16 protein-coding genes and 1 riboswitch are annotated in these 15,335 nt (G+C 35.4%); of the genes, 6 read left to right on the forward strand and 10 right to left on the reverse strand.

The window, feature by feature from the left end:
• Positions 1-564: 564 nt before the first annotated feature.
• From Q0977_RS08115 to Q0977_RS08125, 3 genes are all read right to left on the reverse strand, one after another.
• Entirely contained in the window at positions 565-720 is a 156-nt protein-coding gene (locus tag Q0977_RS08115; protein ID WP_119414429.1) for a DUF1540 domain-containing protein, read from the reverse strand.
• 209 nt (positions 721-929) lie between these two features.
• Complete coding sequence (locus tag Q0977_RS08120) at positions 930-2,030, reverse strand: NADH-dependent flavin oxidoreductase (protein ID WP_299512388.1); 1,101 nt, start codon at positions 2,028-2,030, stop codon at positions 930-932.
• Between the two features lie 138 nt (positions 2,031-2,168).
• Positions 2,169-2,705: an HAD-IIIA family hydrolase gene (locus Q0977_RS08125; protein ID WP_124217734.1), complete on the reverse strand. Its 537-nt coding sequence runs from the start codon at positions 2,703-2,705 to the stop codon at positions 2,169-2,171.
• 184 nt (positions 2,706-2,889) lie between these two features.
• On the opposite strand from Q0977_RS08125, the gene Q0977_RS08130 reads away from it, so the two are divergent.
• Complete coding sequence (locus Q0977_RS08130; protein ID WP_299512397.1) at positions 2,890-4,329, forward strand: aminotransferase class I/II-fold pyridoxal phosphate-dependent enzyme; 1,440 nt, start codon at positions 2,890-2,892, stop codon at positions 4,327-4,329.
• A gap of 58 nt (positions 4,330-4,387) precedes the next feature.
• Here the strand turns inward: Q0977_RS08130 and Q0977_RS08135 are convergent, their stop codons facing one another.
• The 4 genes from Q0977_RS08135 to Q0977_RS08150 all read right to left on the reverse strand — a co-directional run bounded on the left by Q0977_RS08135 (position 4,388) and on the right by Q0977_RS08150 (position 6,926).
• Complete coding sequence (locus Q0977_RS08135) at positions 4,388-4,522, reverse strand: hypothetical protein (protein ID WP_255416287.1); 135 nt, start codon at positions 4,520-4,522, stop codon at positions 4,388-4,390.
• A 27-nt stretch (positions 4,523-4,549) separates the two neighbouring features.
• Positions 4,550-5,887 carry a radical SAM/SPASM domain-containing protein gene (locus Q0977_RS08140; RefSeq protein ID WP_299512402.1) on the reverse strand — a complete coding sequence of 446 codons (1,338 nt, stop codon included), beginning with the start codon at positions 5,885-5,887 and terminating at the stop codon, positions 4,550-4,552.
• 302 nt (positions 5,888-6,189) lie between these two features.
• Positions 6,190-6,750: an NUDIX domain-containing protein gene (locus Q0977_RS08145; protein WP_119414425.1), complete on the reverse strand. Its 561-nt coding sequence runs from the start codon at positions 6,748-6,750 to the stop codon at positions 6,190-6,192.
• A gap of 29 nt (positions 6,751-6,779) precedes the next feature.
• Positions 6,780-6,926, reverse strand: coding sequence for a hypothetical protein (locus Q0977_RS08150; protein WP_158582305.1), 147 nt, complete (start codon positions 6,924-6,926; stop codon positions 6,780-6,782).
• Between the two features lie 156 nt (positions 6,927-7,082).
• A riboswitch (Lysine riboswitch) is annotated at positions 7,083-7,262 on the forward strand.
• Between the two features lie 122 nt (positions 7,263-7,384).
• Between Q0977_RS08150 and dapA the strand changes: the two genes are divergently transcribed.
• From dapA to Q0977_RS08165, 3 genes are all read left to right on the forward strand, one after another.
• Positions 7,385-8,278, forward strand: a complete 894-nt coding sequence (gene dapA, locus Q0977_RS08155) for a 4-hydroxy-tetrahydrodipicolinate synthase (protein WP_299512404.1) — start codon at positions 7,385-7,387, stop codon at positions 8,276-8,278.
• Positions 8,279-8,513: 235 nt separating this feature from the next.
• The gene (locus tag Q0977_RS08160) at positions 8,514-9,092 is read left to right on the forward strand and encodes a cupin domain-containing protein (protein ID WP_299512407.1); all 579 of its coding nucleotides are present in this window, start codon (positions 8,514-8,516) and stop codon (positions 9,090-9,092) included.
• Positions 9,093-9,236: 144 nt separating this feature from the next.
• Complete coding sequence (locus Q0977_RS08165) at positions 9,237-10,025, forward strand: TatD family hydrolase (protein ID WP_299512410.1); 789 nt, start codon at positions 9,237-9,239, stop codon at positions 10,023-10,025.
• Between the two features lie 34 nt (positions 10,026-10,059).
• Here Q0977_RS08165 and Q0977_RS08170 read toward each other — a convergent pair whose 3' ends face one another.
• Positions 10,060-10,566 carry a DUF1456 family protein gene (locus Q0977_RS08170; protein ID WP_299512413.1) on the reverse strand — a complete coding sequence of 169 codons (507 nt, stop codon included), beginning with the start codon at positions 10,564-10,566 and terminating at the stop codon, positions 10,060-10,062.
• Positions 10,567-10,688: 122 nt separating this feature from the next.
• On the opposite strand from Q0977_RS08170, the gene Q0977_RS08175 reads away from it, so the two are divergent.
• Together Q0977_RS08175 and Q0977_RS08180 are read left to right on the forward strand one after the other, a co-directional pair.
• Positions 10,689-11,579 carry a PhzF family phenazine biosynthesis isomerase gene (locus Q0977_RS08175; protein WP_119414420.1) on the forward strand — a complete coding sequence of 297 codons (891 nt, stop codon included), beginning with the start codon at positions 10,689-10,691 and terminating at the stop codon, positions 11,577-11,579.
• Between the two features lie 479 nt (positions 11,580-12,058).
• Positions 12,059-13,222 (forward strand): IS256 family transposase, encoded by a 1,164-nt coding sequence (locus Q0977_RS08180; RefSeq protein ID WP_299512418.1) that lies wholly within the window; start codon positions 12,059-12,061, stop codon positions 13,220-13,222.
• A gap of 438 nt (positions 13,223-13,660) precedes the next feature.
• Here the strand turns inward: Q0977_RS08180 and thpR are convergent, their stop codons facing one another.
• Positions 13,661-14,230, reverse strand: a complete 570-nt coding sequence (thpR, locus tag Q0977_RS08185) for an RNA 2',3'-cyclic phosphodiesterase (protein WP_119414419.1) — start codon at positions 14,228-14,230, stop codon at positions 13,661-13,663.
• A gap of 129 nt (positions 14,231-14,359) precedes the next feature.
• On the reverse strand, positions 14,360-15,247 hold the full coding sequence (locus tag Q0977_RS08190) for a DMT family transporter (protein ID WP_119414418.1): 888 nt from the start codon (positions 15,245-15,247) through the stop codon (positions 14,360-14,362).
• Between the last annotated feature and the right edge of the window lie 88 nt (positions 15,248-15,335).

Below are 15,335 nucleotides of genomic sequence, written 5' to 3' on the forward strand. Positions count from 1 at the left end.
GCCAGTTATTCCTATTTTTAAAGAATAAAATATTTGATAAAACAAAAACCGATAATCTCTAAATTCAACGGATTACACCATTGAATTTTGGAAATTATCGGTTTACTTTTAACTAGCCCAAAAGGGTTTTTAATAGCCTACCTAATATTTATTAAGCTTCCTATTATTCTGGAAACTTTAAAATCTATTGTCGTATTGTTAGTATATAGATTAACTTTTTCAAATAGCCATATCAGATATAACTCTTTGCTAAAGCTCTATATATTTGAAGAAAACATCTTGTAAATGACTTCTTGAAAAAATGATACTATTAATGAAAGATTCTGTCAAGTTAAAGTATAAGACAGTTAGATGAAATACTTTTTGTTATACTACAGAAATGAGCTCATACATTTTTTCATATTTCCACACTATATTTATGTATGAAAATGATAATTATTATCAATACTATTTATAACAAAAGGGCATGTCTGAAAAAACCTTTTGAGACACGCCCTTTGCTATGAATGTTTGAAAGTAGGGCTGTCCTGTGGATTTCACTTAGACACCCAAGATATACTAAAATTACTTTCTTGGTTTAAATGTTTTACAATCTGTCTCCTCAGTAGTAGAGGCCTGTCCCCCTCTATTGCTGACTACATAAATTTCATGTGCAGTGCATTGATTTCCTTTTTGCCAAAAAGTACAGTTACTTACTTCACAAAGAACATCTTTTGCCATCGTACAACACCTCCTTCAAAGACTAGTATTGACAGGAATCACTATGATGATACTATATGCAATTGACGAAATTTCTCAATCTTCTTTCCTTCCATAAAAAAAACACAAAAAGACCTTTTGAGTCTTTTTGTGCTTTAAATACTTTTTCATTTCAAGTTATACTACTGCAACCCTCTTAATATTTCAAAGGAAAAAAGCTTAAACAAATATTATCCCATGCCTGGAATCCAACCAGGTCTATTTAACATTTTCCACATTGGATCTGGTATAACAAGTTCTTTCTGTTTTGTTTGATCCATTTCAGTTGAAATATTGTGATCACCAGCTTCGGCTTTTTTGACCCAATCTGGTTCGATCAAAAGTTCTCGCCCAAGTGCAAGTAAATCGATTCCTGATTCACTTGCCTTTTCAGCATCTTCCAACGAATAAATAGAGCCAACTCCTATAAATGGAGTACGTCCATTAATCGTTTCCAACAAAATTTCAACACGTGATTTATTTTTATCTCCACTAAAGCGATGAGGTTTTGTAAAGAATTCTGTTTGTGAAACATGTAAATACGTTAATCCCTTATCTGCTAATGCATCAACTAGTTTCACAGTTTGGTCCATCGTGATTCCCGTTTCTTCTTCCTCTTCTGGTGAGAATCTGTAACCAACGATAAACGGTTTTGTCGTGTATTTTTCAACAACACGTTTTACTTCATCCACAATCTCTAATGGGAATCGCATACGGTTTTCGATAGAACCACCATATTCATCTGTCCGACGATTGGTATAACCTGAGAAAAATTGTTGAAGTAAATACGTATTTGCTCCATGAATTTCAACTCCATCATACCCAGCTTCAATTGCGCGCCGAGTAGTTTCTCCATACGCATTAATAATTTCTTTAATCTCTTCTATTGTTAAGGGACGTGGTGTCACATTGCCAGGAAAGGCAACGTCACTCGCACTTACAAGTTCGCCATTCGGTACTTCTTCTGGAATAGCACGTCTACCACCATGATAAATTTGTAATACTGCCTTTGCTCCACCTTCATGAATAGCATCAGCCACGCGTTTTAAACTTGGTATAAATTGATCAGCATATCCTGCAAACTGGCCAGGGAAACCTTTTCCATTTTCTGCAACATATGTACAAGCAGTCACTACCATGCCAACACCATTCGAACGTCGTGCATAGTATGCCACTTCGTCATCCGATACTGTACCATCGGCATTACTAGAATAATTGGTCATTGGTGCCATAACAATACGATTTCTTAAAGAGATACCATTTGGAAATGTATAGTTTTCAAACAAATTCATCAATTATCAGCTCCTCAATATAATATCTATAGGGATTCTTCAACCCTTTTATCCTTTCACCTTAAAGGCAATTGTTTACTTATATAATTTCAACATGGATAATATTTACTTATATCGTATCCATATAGATTTTATGTGTCAAAGAATTGGATTGGTTGTATCTTTTATAATCCAATCAGCTGCACTAAGTAAGTCTGGAAATACGGCATCAGCAAGAGAGTCACTTTCCCCAAGGAATATCCCTTTAGTTCCAGCTTTTTTTCCTGCCATTATATCTGTATCAGTGTCACCGACCATATAGGATTTGGTCAAATCCACATCATATTTGTAAGCAAGATCTTCAATCAGCTTGCTGTTTGGTTTTCGACAAGCGCAACCTTCTTTTGGCTTATGAGGACAATATACAACTTCGTCTATGATTGCGCCTTTCTTCTTTAACTCCTTTATCATATAATCATGAATCTGGATCAGTTGCTTTTCTTTCATAAATCCCAATCCTACTCCACCTTGGTTCGTTACGACAAATATGTAGTCAAAATAACCATTCAAATTTTTTATAGCCTCCGGAACACCTGGTAGAAAATATAAATCCTTTGGTTTATTCACAAATTTTACTCTCTTCGTTAAAACTTCATTGATCACTCCATCTCTATCGAGAAATACTGCTTTTTTCATCTACATCACACCCTTAATATTCTCTGGAGCTTAGTATTACCAGTAATATTGTTTTTAATAAATATGTGTCGTTATTGTTATGGAATGCTTTTAGGACCCAAATCATATAAAGTTCTGCTGTATTCACTCAACTAGTAGAATTTGTTAAAATATACTTAAATCAAGTCTCTGAAGGAAGATATGGATGGATCAATTACAAACACCGTTATTTGATGCTTTAGAAAAATTTAATAAGCTTACTAAAGTTTCCTATCATGTTCCGGGCCATAAAAACGGACAAGTCTTTTTAAAAAGAGGAAGCGAATTATATAATTCTGTGCTTTCAGTAGATGCGACAGAGTTGACAGGATTAGACGATTTGCATGCTCCTGAGGGGCCTATATTTGAGGCTGAGGCGCTCCTTGCAGATTTATATCATGCGAAAAAAAGTTACTTTCTCGTCAACGGATCGACCGTTGGAAATCTTGCGATGATTTTAGCAACTTGCACTGATGGAGATACGGTTATTGTCCAACGAAACTGCCATAAGTCCATTCTCCATGGACTTATGCTAGCAAATGTGAAACCTGTCTTTATTACCCCTAGCTATGAGGAAAAATGGGGAATTGCTAGTGGAATTGATGCCAAAGTAGTAAGGGATGCCTTAACATTGTATCCCGAAACCAAGGCAATAATTTTGACTTATCCCAATTATTACGGGTTTGCTGGGGATTTATCCGAAATTGTCACATTGGCCCATGAAAGAGATATACCTTTATTAGTTGATGAAGCACACGGTGCACATTTCATACTAGGAGATTCTTTTCCTAATAGTGCACTGACTTTTGGGGCAGATTTAGTTGTTCAGTCTGCTCATAAAACTTTACCTGCCATGACAATGGGTTCTTATTTGCATGCCAATAGTTCATTGATAGATGTACAAAAAGTTGAATTCTATTTGCAAATGTTGCAATCGAGTAGCCCCTCTTATCCAATCATGGGATCACTTGATTTGGCACGGGCCTATTTAGCTTCCTATACGAAAATAGATCAACAATTATTAATGAAAAAGATTGCTTTATTTAAGGAAAGCCTAGCTACTATTCAGGAAATTGAACTATTAGCACCATCAGCACAATTTAATGCAGATCCTTTGAAAGTGACGATTCAGTCAAAAAAAGGCATCTCCGGATTTGAACTACAATCCTTACTTGAAGAAAAAGGAATCTATACAGAATTAGCAGATGCTCGAAATGTCTTATTTGTTTTGCCTTTGTTAAAAAAAGACGCAGATTACCCTTTTCGCCAAACTGTTGACTTAATCGAAAATGCAGTAAAAGGACAAGTTGGAAGTAATATAGAATTTCCGATTGATAAAAATTCAAATAAAATTACAGCACTATCTATGTCATATGCCAAGATGAAGCAGACTATAACAAAACAAGTGTCCTTTTATGAAGCCATTGGCAAGATTTCAAGTGAAATGGTCATACCCTATCCTCCTGGTATTCCACTAATTATGGCTGGTGAGCTTATCACTGAAGACAAAATAAATTCTTTAATGAATTTATTAGCACTTCATGGCCACTTTCATGGTGGAACGTTTTTAAAAGAGGGCAAACTGATTGTATATCATGAAAGCTAAAAAACTCCTTTGCAGCATTTGAACTGCAAGGAGTTTTTCATTTAATCATAGACCTAACCTATTTTAAGTTACCAGGTACTGATTTCATAATTCGTCCAGATTTCACTTTACTTACTGGAGAAGTTGCAGGGCGTAGAACGCGCATCCCCTTCACCTCCTTTCTATAAAGAGGACAATTTTTCTGGTTAATCATAAATTTAAAATCTACTTCTTAAAAATCTTATTGAATTGTTTGTAGACTATTTTTCCAAACAAGATTTAATACCTTTTTAATATTTTTCTTCTCTGAAGGACAAGGTCTTTCGCCAGATACTACACGATACCACGGGCAGTGATTACCTTGACACGCTGGGCGATAGAAGCACGATTGACATACAGAGTCCGTTTCTTCTCCAGACATTACCCAAGATGCGATCTTATCATAATCAAGATCCATCGTACCATCTGCATGAAGATGCCCAACTTTGTTGACTTCTTCATCTAAAACGGTAGTACATTTGTATAATTGACCATTTGAACCAATGACCATAGCATTCGGCTTCGCTGCATAACAAACGGAAGCTGTTGGCATAAGTGAGCCCGTAATCATATTACTCATGCTAAGTCCTTCACCCATAGCTGTTTCAGTGAATTCCCAGATTTTCTTATTAGCAGTAATATGAGTGCATGTAGGGATTTCATCATTATGTTCCCCTCCCCATCTACCAACTGGACGGAAGAATAGCCCAAACCGTTTATCATCTGCGAAATATTCTTTTAAAAATTGAATGAGATCGCCAGTTTCTTGTAGATTATCTTCATCGAAGTTGACACGAATGGTCATATCAAATTGTCCATCTACTTCTCTTATTGTTTTTAGGTTTTCAATAATCCTTTCAAATGTACCTTGACCGCCAGCCATATGACGACGACGATCATGAACTGCTTGAACACCATCAATTGTCACCATGTATTGGCGTACTTCCCAAGAAAGTAACTTTTCAAACACGTCTTTTGTTAAAAAGAAACCATTTGTAACGATATCAGCCGAATAATCAATTTTATATTCTTTTGCTTCAGCCATGAACGTATTTGATAATTCTTCTATAATCCCTAATTCGAGGAGCGGTTCACCACCGAACCAGCTAATATGTAAATTATTTAATGTATTTGCTCGTTCCTTTACTAGAGCTTTTACGCCGTTTTTCGTTTCATCTGTCATTTTTCCACGTGCAAATGTTTCATAACAATACGTACAACGGAAGTTACATTGTTCTGTTGTCATCAGAATAAGGTGCAACATATCAGTACGGTGCATCGATTGGTGCAAATATTCAGCTCTTCTTTTTTCATCTACGTTTTCTGGAACGATAAATCCATTTTCGAATAAAGCATTCTTCACATCACTATCTAAAGAATCTGTACCAGACCTTTTTAAGGACTCCATAACCTCTGCTTTTTCTTTATCTGTAAAATCAACAATAGCACCCGTATAGCTATTGTATAAAATGACACCACCATCATCTGTTTTAGACAATGCATTAAACTTTGATGGTACATATCTGTTGTTATTCTCCAAAATTCACAACCCCCTTGTTCAATCATTTTTATTCTTTTTCTAACACTTCTATTCCCAAGATGTACTATTATTTTTTCTTTAAAAATAGCAAGATATTAGAAGTATAAAAATGAACAGTTAATGTAAAAACTACTTCATCATTAAAATTAGGAGCAGTTAATAATATCTTACCATAAAACTAGATATCAGCAATTCCAAATTGTTTTAAATGTTAGTAATGCTTCATTTATTAGAAAGATTCAAACGATTCAAGCTAAAACTTTGCAAAATTCAGAAGCAAGATATTATTAATAAGGCCAATCTTATTTTATGATTCCCCTTGAAAAGTCCTTTCTCTTATGACTGCCCCAAATCTCTTTTAATTCAAAAATTTGGTGTAAAAAATAGTAAGGTACCATCTCTCCATCTTCAACCATTTGCATTAGTTCCTGCTGTTCTACCCATTTAACAGCCTGTACTTCTTCTTCCTGTAATTGTAGTTCTTCAATGTTTACATCTTGGGTAATCATATAATAATCATCAAATCCATTAGGGAAATTTATCGTAAATCGTGGTCTTTCATTTGATAGGTTAATAACTAGTCCTAATTCTTCCTTTACTTCCCTTTCTGCCGCATTTTGACTAGTATCTCCCGCTACTGCAGAACCAGCAGCTGATAAATCCCACATATTTGGCCACCCTTTTTTCCAAGGCTGTCTTTGCTGAATCAATAACTGATTTTCGCTATTAAAAATACAGACATGGACTACCAGATGATAGTCTCCTTCATCCATTTGATCCCCTCTTCTATGTAATCTTCCGGTTAGTCTACGATCTTGATCATAAACATCCCATAATTCATCTTCATTTTCATCTCTTGTCATAGTGCATCCTCCTTTAGAAATTAAATTCCTTATGCAAAAAATTTTATTAACCAAACAATACTATAAATTAGGATACTAACTAAAATAAATCCTGCCATAAAATATGAAAAACTTTTTAGCAAACATTTACCTACTTCGTAAATAGTTGTTGCTAATTCATCAACTATTCTTCTCATCCCCATATCCCTCCCTAGCTAAGTATATCGTAAGGTCTTATATATTTTATAATTACCTGTTATAACACAACTAATATTTATGACATTGCAATCCTGTAAAAAAAGTGGTATCATTCCATTAAATTAAATATTCACTTATTTCAATATTTTCTTTGAAGTAAGGATAGAGGAGCAAAAACCATTAGTACACAATTGGAGGATAATGAGATCCGTTGATGATTGTGAAAAGGGGGATTTGCCGAAGTGGAGAGAACCTCATTTTTCTCGAAGCTGGTTCTGTTGTTGAATAAATACAGAACTGTCATGTAGTTATCTATATGGAGGGCTATCATACGCACAGAAATGAAACTGTTTCTACTGCAACAACGTAGCCTCGTTGTTGCTTTTTTGCGTTAACTTACTAATTGCCCTTCTCCCTCTAGTTTATTTATATAAAATAATGAAGGATGTGGAGAAGTATGAATTTTGGACAAATTTTAACGGCTATGGTGACACCATTTGATCAGAAAGGTGAAATCGATTTTCCTGCTGCAGAAAACTTGATAAATCATTTAATCGCAAATGGCACAGATGGGATTGTAGTGGCTGGAACAACAGGTGAATCTCCTACACTATCTACAGAGGAAAAAGTAGAATTATTTAAATTTGTTGTGAGAATAGTGGACGGAAGAGTTCCTGTTGTAGCGGGTACAGGATCTAATAATACAAGTGCTTCAATTGAATTGACAAAACAAGCTGAAAATGCTGGTGTCGATGCAATTATGCTAGTCGTTCCTTACTATAACAAACCTTCTCAAGAAGGATTATATCAACACTTTAAAGCCATCGCTGAAGAAACAACACTGCCAATCATTTTATATAATATTCCTGGCCGCAGCGTGATTAATATGGCAGTCGATACAACTGTACGCCTAGCTCAAATTCCTAATATCGTTGCGATTAAAGATGCTAGTGGTAACTTAGATGCAATGGCTGAAACCATTAGCCGAACACCCGAAGATTTTGCAGTATATTCTGGTGATGACAGTTTAACATTACCTGCACTATCAATTGGTGCCACAGGTGTCATTTCCGTTGCATCACACATTATTGGCAACGAAATGCAAGCAATGATTTCAAAATTCAAAAATGGCAATACAACAGAAGCTGCTCAAGATCATCGTAAGCTTCTACCAATTTTCAAAGGATTATTTGCCGCTCCAAACCCATCACCGGTGAAAGCAGCATTGAATATTAAAGGAGTCCCAGTTGGTGGCGTTCGCTTACCTATTATTCCTTTAAATGACGAAGAGACAAGCGCTTTACAAGAAGTATTGAAAGTAGTGGATGAAAAAGAAGAAATAACATTATAAGTAAATCTTCATTTACTATTATTATTTATATTCAACATTAAAGCTCACGCGTATCAAATAAGATAAGCGTGAGTTTTTTATTTGGAGTTTCAAAGTTCGAAAGCATCGATGAAACTTATTCTCTTGTATTTACATTCCTTTTATCGCTTGCCACTTACCACCTTCAGACATCTGTCACACTTTTCAAATTGACGAATATACTGATGATGGAAGCCTAAGAAAAGGATTGATAAAAATGCAAAATAACTATAATTGGTATCCATGTACACATTGCTATTCACAAACCCAGGGTTATTATAATTGGTATCCATCACCTCATGGGTATCAACCTGTTGCTATGCCCTACCCACAAACTTCTACGCCTCAACTAGTAAGTACACCTATGAATAATAATGAGTCAATGTTGTTGAGAGATTATGGAAAGAATCCTTTCGCTATCAATATAGCAAGCGCTACTAAACTAAACAATACGTATCGTACTGCCCTTTGGACAGGTAAACATTTACAACTAACACTTATGAGTATTGAGGTTGGTGATGATATAGGATTGGAAATCCATCCTCATATTGACCAATTTGTAAGAATCGAAGATGGGCAAGGTGTTATTGTAATGGGCGATAGTAAAGATCAACTAACTTTCCGTAGAGAAGTTCATGGTGATGATGCTTTTATCATACCTGCAGGAAAATGGCATAACCTCATTAACACAGGCAACAAACCTATTAAACTATATTCAATCTATGCTCCTGTTCAACATCCGTATGGCACAGTTCAACAAACTAAAGATATTGCGAAAGCTCAAGAGAAGCATTAAAAGGCAGTTGGAAGAGTTAAACATCTTCCAACTGTTTTTTGTCGTATTCATTTTTCGATAAATCTATCCTTCAGCCTACGAATAGTGACATGCACAAAGTATTTCACTACAATGAACATATAGAGATTGCAGGAGGCATATGTAATGCATTCATTAATAGATATTGGTTTAAATTTAACAGAAAAAAGTTTCGCAAAGGATTCAAACGAAGTAGTAGACCGTGCAATTCAAAGCGGGGTTGGACAGATGATCCTAACAGGTTCAAGCGTTAGCGGAAGTGAAAAGAGTCTTACAATAGCAAAACAATATCCCAACATTCTCTTTTCTACTGCAGGAATTCACCCACATGAAGCTAGTGAATTTACACAAGATTCGATTCTAAGCTTAAAGCAATTAGCCCAACATCCTGAAGTGGTAGCAATCGGTGAATGCGGACTAGATTTTAATCGGATGTATTCATCGCAACAAATCCAAGAGAAATGTTTTGAAGCCCAATTAGAATTAGCAAGAGAGTTGGACATGCCACTTTTTTTACACGTTCGCGATGCACACGAACGGTTCGTGGAAATCATGGAAAACCATTCAGATCTTATCAATAAAGCAGTAGTCCATTGTTTTACTGGAAATACAACTGAAGTCAAAAAATATGTATCGATGGGATTCCATATTGGAGTAACAGGCTGGATATGTGATGAAAGACGTGGACAAGATTTACAAGAAGCAGTGAAATATATTCCCCTCGATCGTTTGATGGTCGAAACGGATGCCCCTTATCTAACACCAAGGACTCTTCGTCCAAAGCCAAAACACGGACGTAACGAACCTGCTTTCTTACCCTATATTGCTGGTGAAATCGCTAAATATATGGGTGTATCCGCTGAAGATATAGCAAAACATTCCGTTGAAAATACTAAACGATTCTTTCAACTGTAAATAAAAAAGCCTCCATTTGGGGGCTTTTTGTATCTTAATCTACATCTCGGTATCTTACAGTTAAACCTTTTAAAAACTTCCGTGCAAAATTATCGCCGCATTCTTTATAATTTCGATGTCCAGGTTTTCTTAAAATAGCACCTAATTCACCTTTTGATACTGCAATACCGCCATCATCAAGAATATCTAGCATATCTTCTGTCTTTAGTTGTAACGCCACTTTTAGTTTCTTTAATAGCATATTATTAACATGATCTTTCGCATTGTTCGTAGGAACTGTATTGTTTGATTGGCCTGGTTTTGATTGTTGAGGTCCTCTTTTAAAAGTGATAAACCCATTCAAAAATGATTCTAACATTCGATCATTGCATTTAAGATAATCTTCTGTTTCTTCAATTTCCTCTTCTGTCAATTTAGTAAGAATTTTTTTCACTTGTTCCTTTGTAAGTTGTACACCACCAAGTTTAAAAATTTCCACCATATCTACATCTTTAATATCAAGGGCATATCTTAGTCTAATTAAAATATCGTTATTTTCCATTTAAAAACCTCCTATAAAACATATCGCCATTTTTTCAGCAGAACATACTAGTATTTGTTCTAATAATCAAGTATTATAAAATAAAATGTTGGAAATAAAATCCAAAAGATGGTGAATAAATAATGTCCCAAATAGAAGTTTATCATTATGATGCCTTTACTACAAAGCCAGGTAAAGGAAATCCCGCTGGAATTATATTAAATTCCGAGACATTAACAACAGAAGAAATGCAATCAATTGCAAAATCAATAGGTTTTAATGAATGTGCCTTTACCTTATCATCTGATATTGCAGATGTTAGGATTCGATATTTTACACCTGGTCACGAAACACCTTTATGTGGACATGCCACAATGGCCAGTATCGTAGCTTTATTGGAACAGGAGAGACTTATAAAGAAAGATTCCTATACGATAGAAACTCTTGCTGGTATTTTATCGATTCATGTGTCGAAAAACACTTCATATTATCAAGTATATATGGAACATATAGCTCCGCAGTTCGCTGAATTTAGAGGTTCCAAAAAAGATTTGGCAAATGCATTAAATATTACGGAAAATGAGATAGATGCTCGTTACCCCGTTGTTTATGGAAACACTGGGCAATGGACACTTTGCATCCCAATTGCACATATCAAATCCTTTGAAAAGATGAAACCCAATACAGAAGCATTTCCTAACATTTTAAAAGAAATGCCAAAAGCATCTGTTCATCCTTTTAGTTTTTCTGCCTTTGCTTCAGATGCCGATATGCATGCAAGACACTTTTCATCTCCATTCTCTGGAACAATTGAAGATCCTGTAACAGGTACTGGCTCTGGGGTAATGGGTGCATATTATGCCACATTCGTAGAACCCGCACGAAAAGAAAATTATGATTTAATAGTAGAACAAGGACAAGAATTAAAAAAAGATGGCCGTGTCATTGTTCATATTCAACATCAGGATGATTTAAAAATAGCTATTACAGGCACTGCTGTTTTTGTAAAAAAATTTATGATTGATGTTGAATAAGCTATTGATTCTATGAAGCTTCAGATATATGTTTCACATATAAAAAATGTACACTACTAAATTTGGACTTTAGCTGTGTACATTTTTCTTTATTTGGATTGTAGGTTCTATGCTACATGTCAGATGGAAATCTACGTAAGCCACTTCAAAAGTATGCAATTTTGATTTTTGGAAAGCGGATGCAATTACTTTAAACAGCTGGTGCTTTGTTTAGCACAACTCGGACTTCCTTTTGCACAACTCAAACTTTCTTTTGCACAACTCGGGCTTCCTTTTGCACAACTCAGTCCCTTTTGCACAACTCAGGGTTTCTTTTGCACAACTTGGGCTTCCTTTTGCACAACTCAAACTTCCTTTTGCACAACTCGGACTCCCTTTTGGATTAAGTCCATATAATTGTGTAAAAAGAAAAAGAGTCAAATTAATCCCTCTTGGTTACAATGTTTTCATCGACGATAAACAATGAGGAGGAATTAATAATGACCCAACTACAGTTTAACCTAAATGTGGACCTTTTAAAAGATTCTGTAATAAATTCTAATATCGATACAGTGATGAAGGCATCTATTGTTCTTGTACTAAATGCATATATGGAAATGGAACGAGATGAATATTTACAAGCTTCTGCTTATGAACGTTCAGATGATCGTCGTGATTATCGAAACGGTTATTACGATCGTGAATTATTGACCAGTATCGGTCGTATACAACTACGTGTTCCTCGAACACGTGAAGGAGAATTTTCTACATCCGTTTTCCAAAAGTATGCACGTTGTGATCAAGCTTTTGTGCTCTCTATGCTAGAAATGGTCATAAATGGAGTATCAACACGTAAAGTCACAAAGGTTGTTGAAGAACTCTGTGGAGAAAATGTATCTAAGTCGTTCGTCTCTTCTCTTACAGAAAGACTTGAACCAATAGTAAATGAATGGGCAAAGAGACCACTGAATGTTCAATACTATCCATATATATTTGTCGATGCAATGTATATTAAAGTCCGTGAACATAACCGGGTAGTTTCTAAAGCGGTTTATATTGCTACAGGACTATGTGAAACAGGGCAAAGAGACGTAATTGGATTAAAAATTGATCATATTGAGAGTTTTGAGGCTTGGCAAGGTTTCTTTCAAGACTTAAAATCACGTGGATTACAGTCACCCAAACTTGTTATATCAGACGCCCATGAAGGATTAAAAAAAGCTATTCAAAGGGAATTTATTGGTACCTCCTGGCAACGTTGCTCTGTTCATTTTAAAAGAAACATTATCGATAAAATCCCCAAAAAAGAGATGCCTCAAGTAGTTGTTGATTTGAAACGAATTTTTAACGTTGTGAAATTTGAGGACGCTAAATCATTTAAGGATGAATTCATGAAACTTTATGAAAATAATCCCAAGCTTGATAAAGCTCTGAAAACATTAGACGAAGGCTTCGAAGATGCCATCCAATATTTAAACGAACCAATTAAATTTCATACATTTATTCATAGTACGAATTCGTTAGAACGTTTGAATCAAGAAATTCGCCGTAGAGAAAGAGTAATTCGTATCTTTCCAAATACTCAATCTGCTTTTAGGCTAATAGGGGCCATTCTTATGGATTATGCAGAAGAACAAGCAAAGAAAAAATTTGTCATTAAATGAATAATGCCAGCGCAGCGCGCGAAATTTTTTTCTATGAAGGGGGTACCCCCTTCATAGAAAAAAATAAAATAAGCTTCGAAAATACAAATCTAGGATATCGATGAAACTGTAACCTTGGATTTTAATTTACACAATTCTTCGGACTTGACTCCCTTTTGCACAACTCGGGCTCCCTTTTGCACAACTCAGGCTCCCTTTTGCACAACTCAGTCCCTTTTGCACAACTCAGGGTTTCTTTTGCACAACTCGGGCTCCCTTTTGCACAACTCAAACTTCCTTTTGCACAACTCGGACTTCCTTTTGCACAACTCAGTCCCTTTTGCACAACTCAGACTTCCTTTTACACAACTCGGACTTCCTTTTACACAACTCGGACTTCCTTTTGCACAACTCGGGCTTCCTTTTGCACAACTCAGATTCATCCCATCAAGACAATCATTAGCTTCTTAACATAAAGGTTTTAACTGGCTCATATTTTGGCTCTTTGTCTAAATTTGTTTGATATAAAACAATTCGATCAGCTATAAATGATAAAGAGTTATCATGGAAAGGATTATTTTTTTCTAGAAGTGCGGAATTAAATTCTTGGTCCCCTCCCCATCTTTTTGCCAAAGTAATGTGAGGGTTATAGGGTCGACTATCTAAAATAAATCCTGCATCACAGCATGATTGCTGGATAATTGATTGAAGTTTAAATAATGCATCTTCATGCTGAACAGCGCCCCAAAAAATCCGTGGTGATTTTGGATTCCCGAAAATATTAATACCTTGAATAGTAAGATTAAAAGCTTTTTCTTCCTTAATCGAGTTACCTACTAGATTGATTATAGTATGTTGCTTTTGCTCGTCCATCGCTCCGAGAAAAGCAAGGGTAATATGATAATCACTCTTGTGTACCCACCTTTTAAAGGCGAAATTTTGTTTAAGACTTTGCAGCTTATCTTGAATACTCTGTTTAATATCATCAGGCAATTGAACCGCCCAAAAATAATGTTTACTATTTTCCACTTCATCACGCTTCTTTTTATAATATAGTGTGAGAACTTAAAAAGTAATTGTTATCAACTAGCATGTACTTGTAAAAATGGCTTCATTCAAATAATGACAAAACTTTTGTGCATCCATTCATCCCCAATATCAATTATGAACCTTGCTCTCTAATTTCTTTTCGTGTTTAAATGCTGGCTTTACTTCGGCAATAATTATTGCTATTAAGATGATGAAGCTACCGATAATCATTCGGCTTGTTAGGATTTCATGTAAGATAATCACTGAGAAAATTGTTCCAAAAAGTGCTTCCGTAGATAAAATAAGAGCTGATTTTGTTGGGTCCGCATATTGCATGCCGATATTTTGACATACGTACGCAATAGTAGTACAAACTATGCCTAAGTATAAAATAACAGAAACTTCCTCTGATGAAATTGTTGTTGGTACTTCTCCTAATACAATGACAGCAATTATACTCAATACCGCTGCGGTGAATAGTTGAACAATTGTTAATGCAAGGGCATCCTCAGTCTTCACAAACATATTTGTATAAAAAATATCAAAAGCAAATCCTATTGCACTTGCGAGGGATAGGAAATCTCCTATATTCATCTGCATCGAGCCTTGTAGGGAAAGGAAGCCAATTCCTATAATCGCTAACAAAGCTGCTAACATTTCAAAGCCATCAAACTTTCGCTTATATATAACAAAGGCGATCAAAGGAACAATCATTACATTTACTGCAGTTAGAAATGCGTTTTTGGATGGCGTTGTATAGTCAAGCCCTATCGTTTGCACAGTAAATGCTAAAAATAGAATTACACCAAGTATGATTCCCTTCCATAAGACTCGCTTCGTAATTAGCTTCACATTTTTGTGGAAAATTATAGTTAAAAATATAGTTGCAAGGGCAAAACGACCGGCCATTATTTGAAAGACAGTTAAATGTGCTAACCCTACTTTCATACCAATATAGCCACTCCCCCAAATAATAGCTGTTAAAAGCAAAAGTATTTCTCCTATGTATTTCTTCATGTTAGTCCTTCTTTCTACAATCGTACTTAAACTAAGTCAGTTCTGATTTTATTTAATAGGTGTTTGCCCATTAGCATAGCACAGGAAA

The organism is uncultured Rummeliibacillus sp. (assembly GCF_934216135.1).
In the GTDB taxonomy this organism is placed as follows: Bacteria; Bacillota; Bacilli; order Bacillales_A; family Planococcaceae; genus Rummeliibacillus.

Coding starts and splice junctions, on each gene's coding strand:
- Q0977_RS08170 (WP_299512413.1), bottom strand. CDS start 10,566: ATGGAAAATAACGATATTTTAATTAGACTAAGATATGCCCTTGATATT.
- Q0977_RS08175 (WP_119414420.1), top strand. CDS start 10,689: ATGTCCCAAATAGAAGTTTATCATTATGATGCCTTTACTACAAAGCCA.
- Q0977_RS08135 (WP_255416287.1), bottom strand. CDS start 4,522: ATGATTAACCAGAAAAATTGTCCTCTTTATAGAAAGGAGGTGAAGGGG.
- Q0977_RS08165 (WP_299512410.1), top strand. CDS start 9,237: ATGCATTCATTAATAGATATTGGTTTAAATTTAACAGAAAAAAGTTTC.
- Q0977_RS08190 (WP_119414418.1), bottom strand. CDS start 15,247: ATGAAGAAATACATAGGAGAAATACTTTTGCTTTTAACAGCTATTATT.
- Q0977_RS08130 (WP_299512397.1), top strand. CDS start 2,890: ATGGATCAATTACAAACACCGTTATTTGATGCTTTAGAAAAATTTAAT.
- dapA (WP_299512404.1), top strand. CDS start 7,385: ATGAATTTTGGACAAATTTTAACGGCTATGGTGACACCATTTGATCAG.
- Q0977_RS08150 (WP_158582305.1), bottom strand. CDS start 6,926: ATGAGAAGAATAGTTGATGAATTAGCAACAACTATTTACGAAGTAGGT.
- Q0977_RS08160 (WP_299512407.1), top strand. CDS start 8,514: ATGCAAAATAACTATAATTGGTATCCATGTACACATTGCTATTCACAA.
- Q0977_RS08145 (WP_119414425.1), bottom strand. CDS start 6,750: ATGACAAGAGATGAAAATGAAGATGAATTATGGGATGTTTATGATCAA.
- Q0977_RS08125 (WP_124217734.1), bottom strand. CDS start 2,705: ATGAAAAAAGCAGTATTTCTCGATAGAGATGGAGTGATCAATGAAGTT.
- Q0977_RS08115 (WP_119414429.1), bottom strand. CDS start 720: ATGGCAAAAGATGTTCTTTGTGAAGTAAGTAACTGTACTTTTTGGCAA.
- Q0977_RS08180 (WP_299512418.1), top strand. CDS start 12,059: ATGACCCAACTACAGTTTAACCTAAATGTGGACCTTTTAAAAGATTCT.
- Q0977_RS08120 (WP_299512388.1), bottom strand. CDS start 2,030: ATGAATTTGTTTGAAAACTATACATTTCCAAATGGTATCTCTTTAAGA.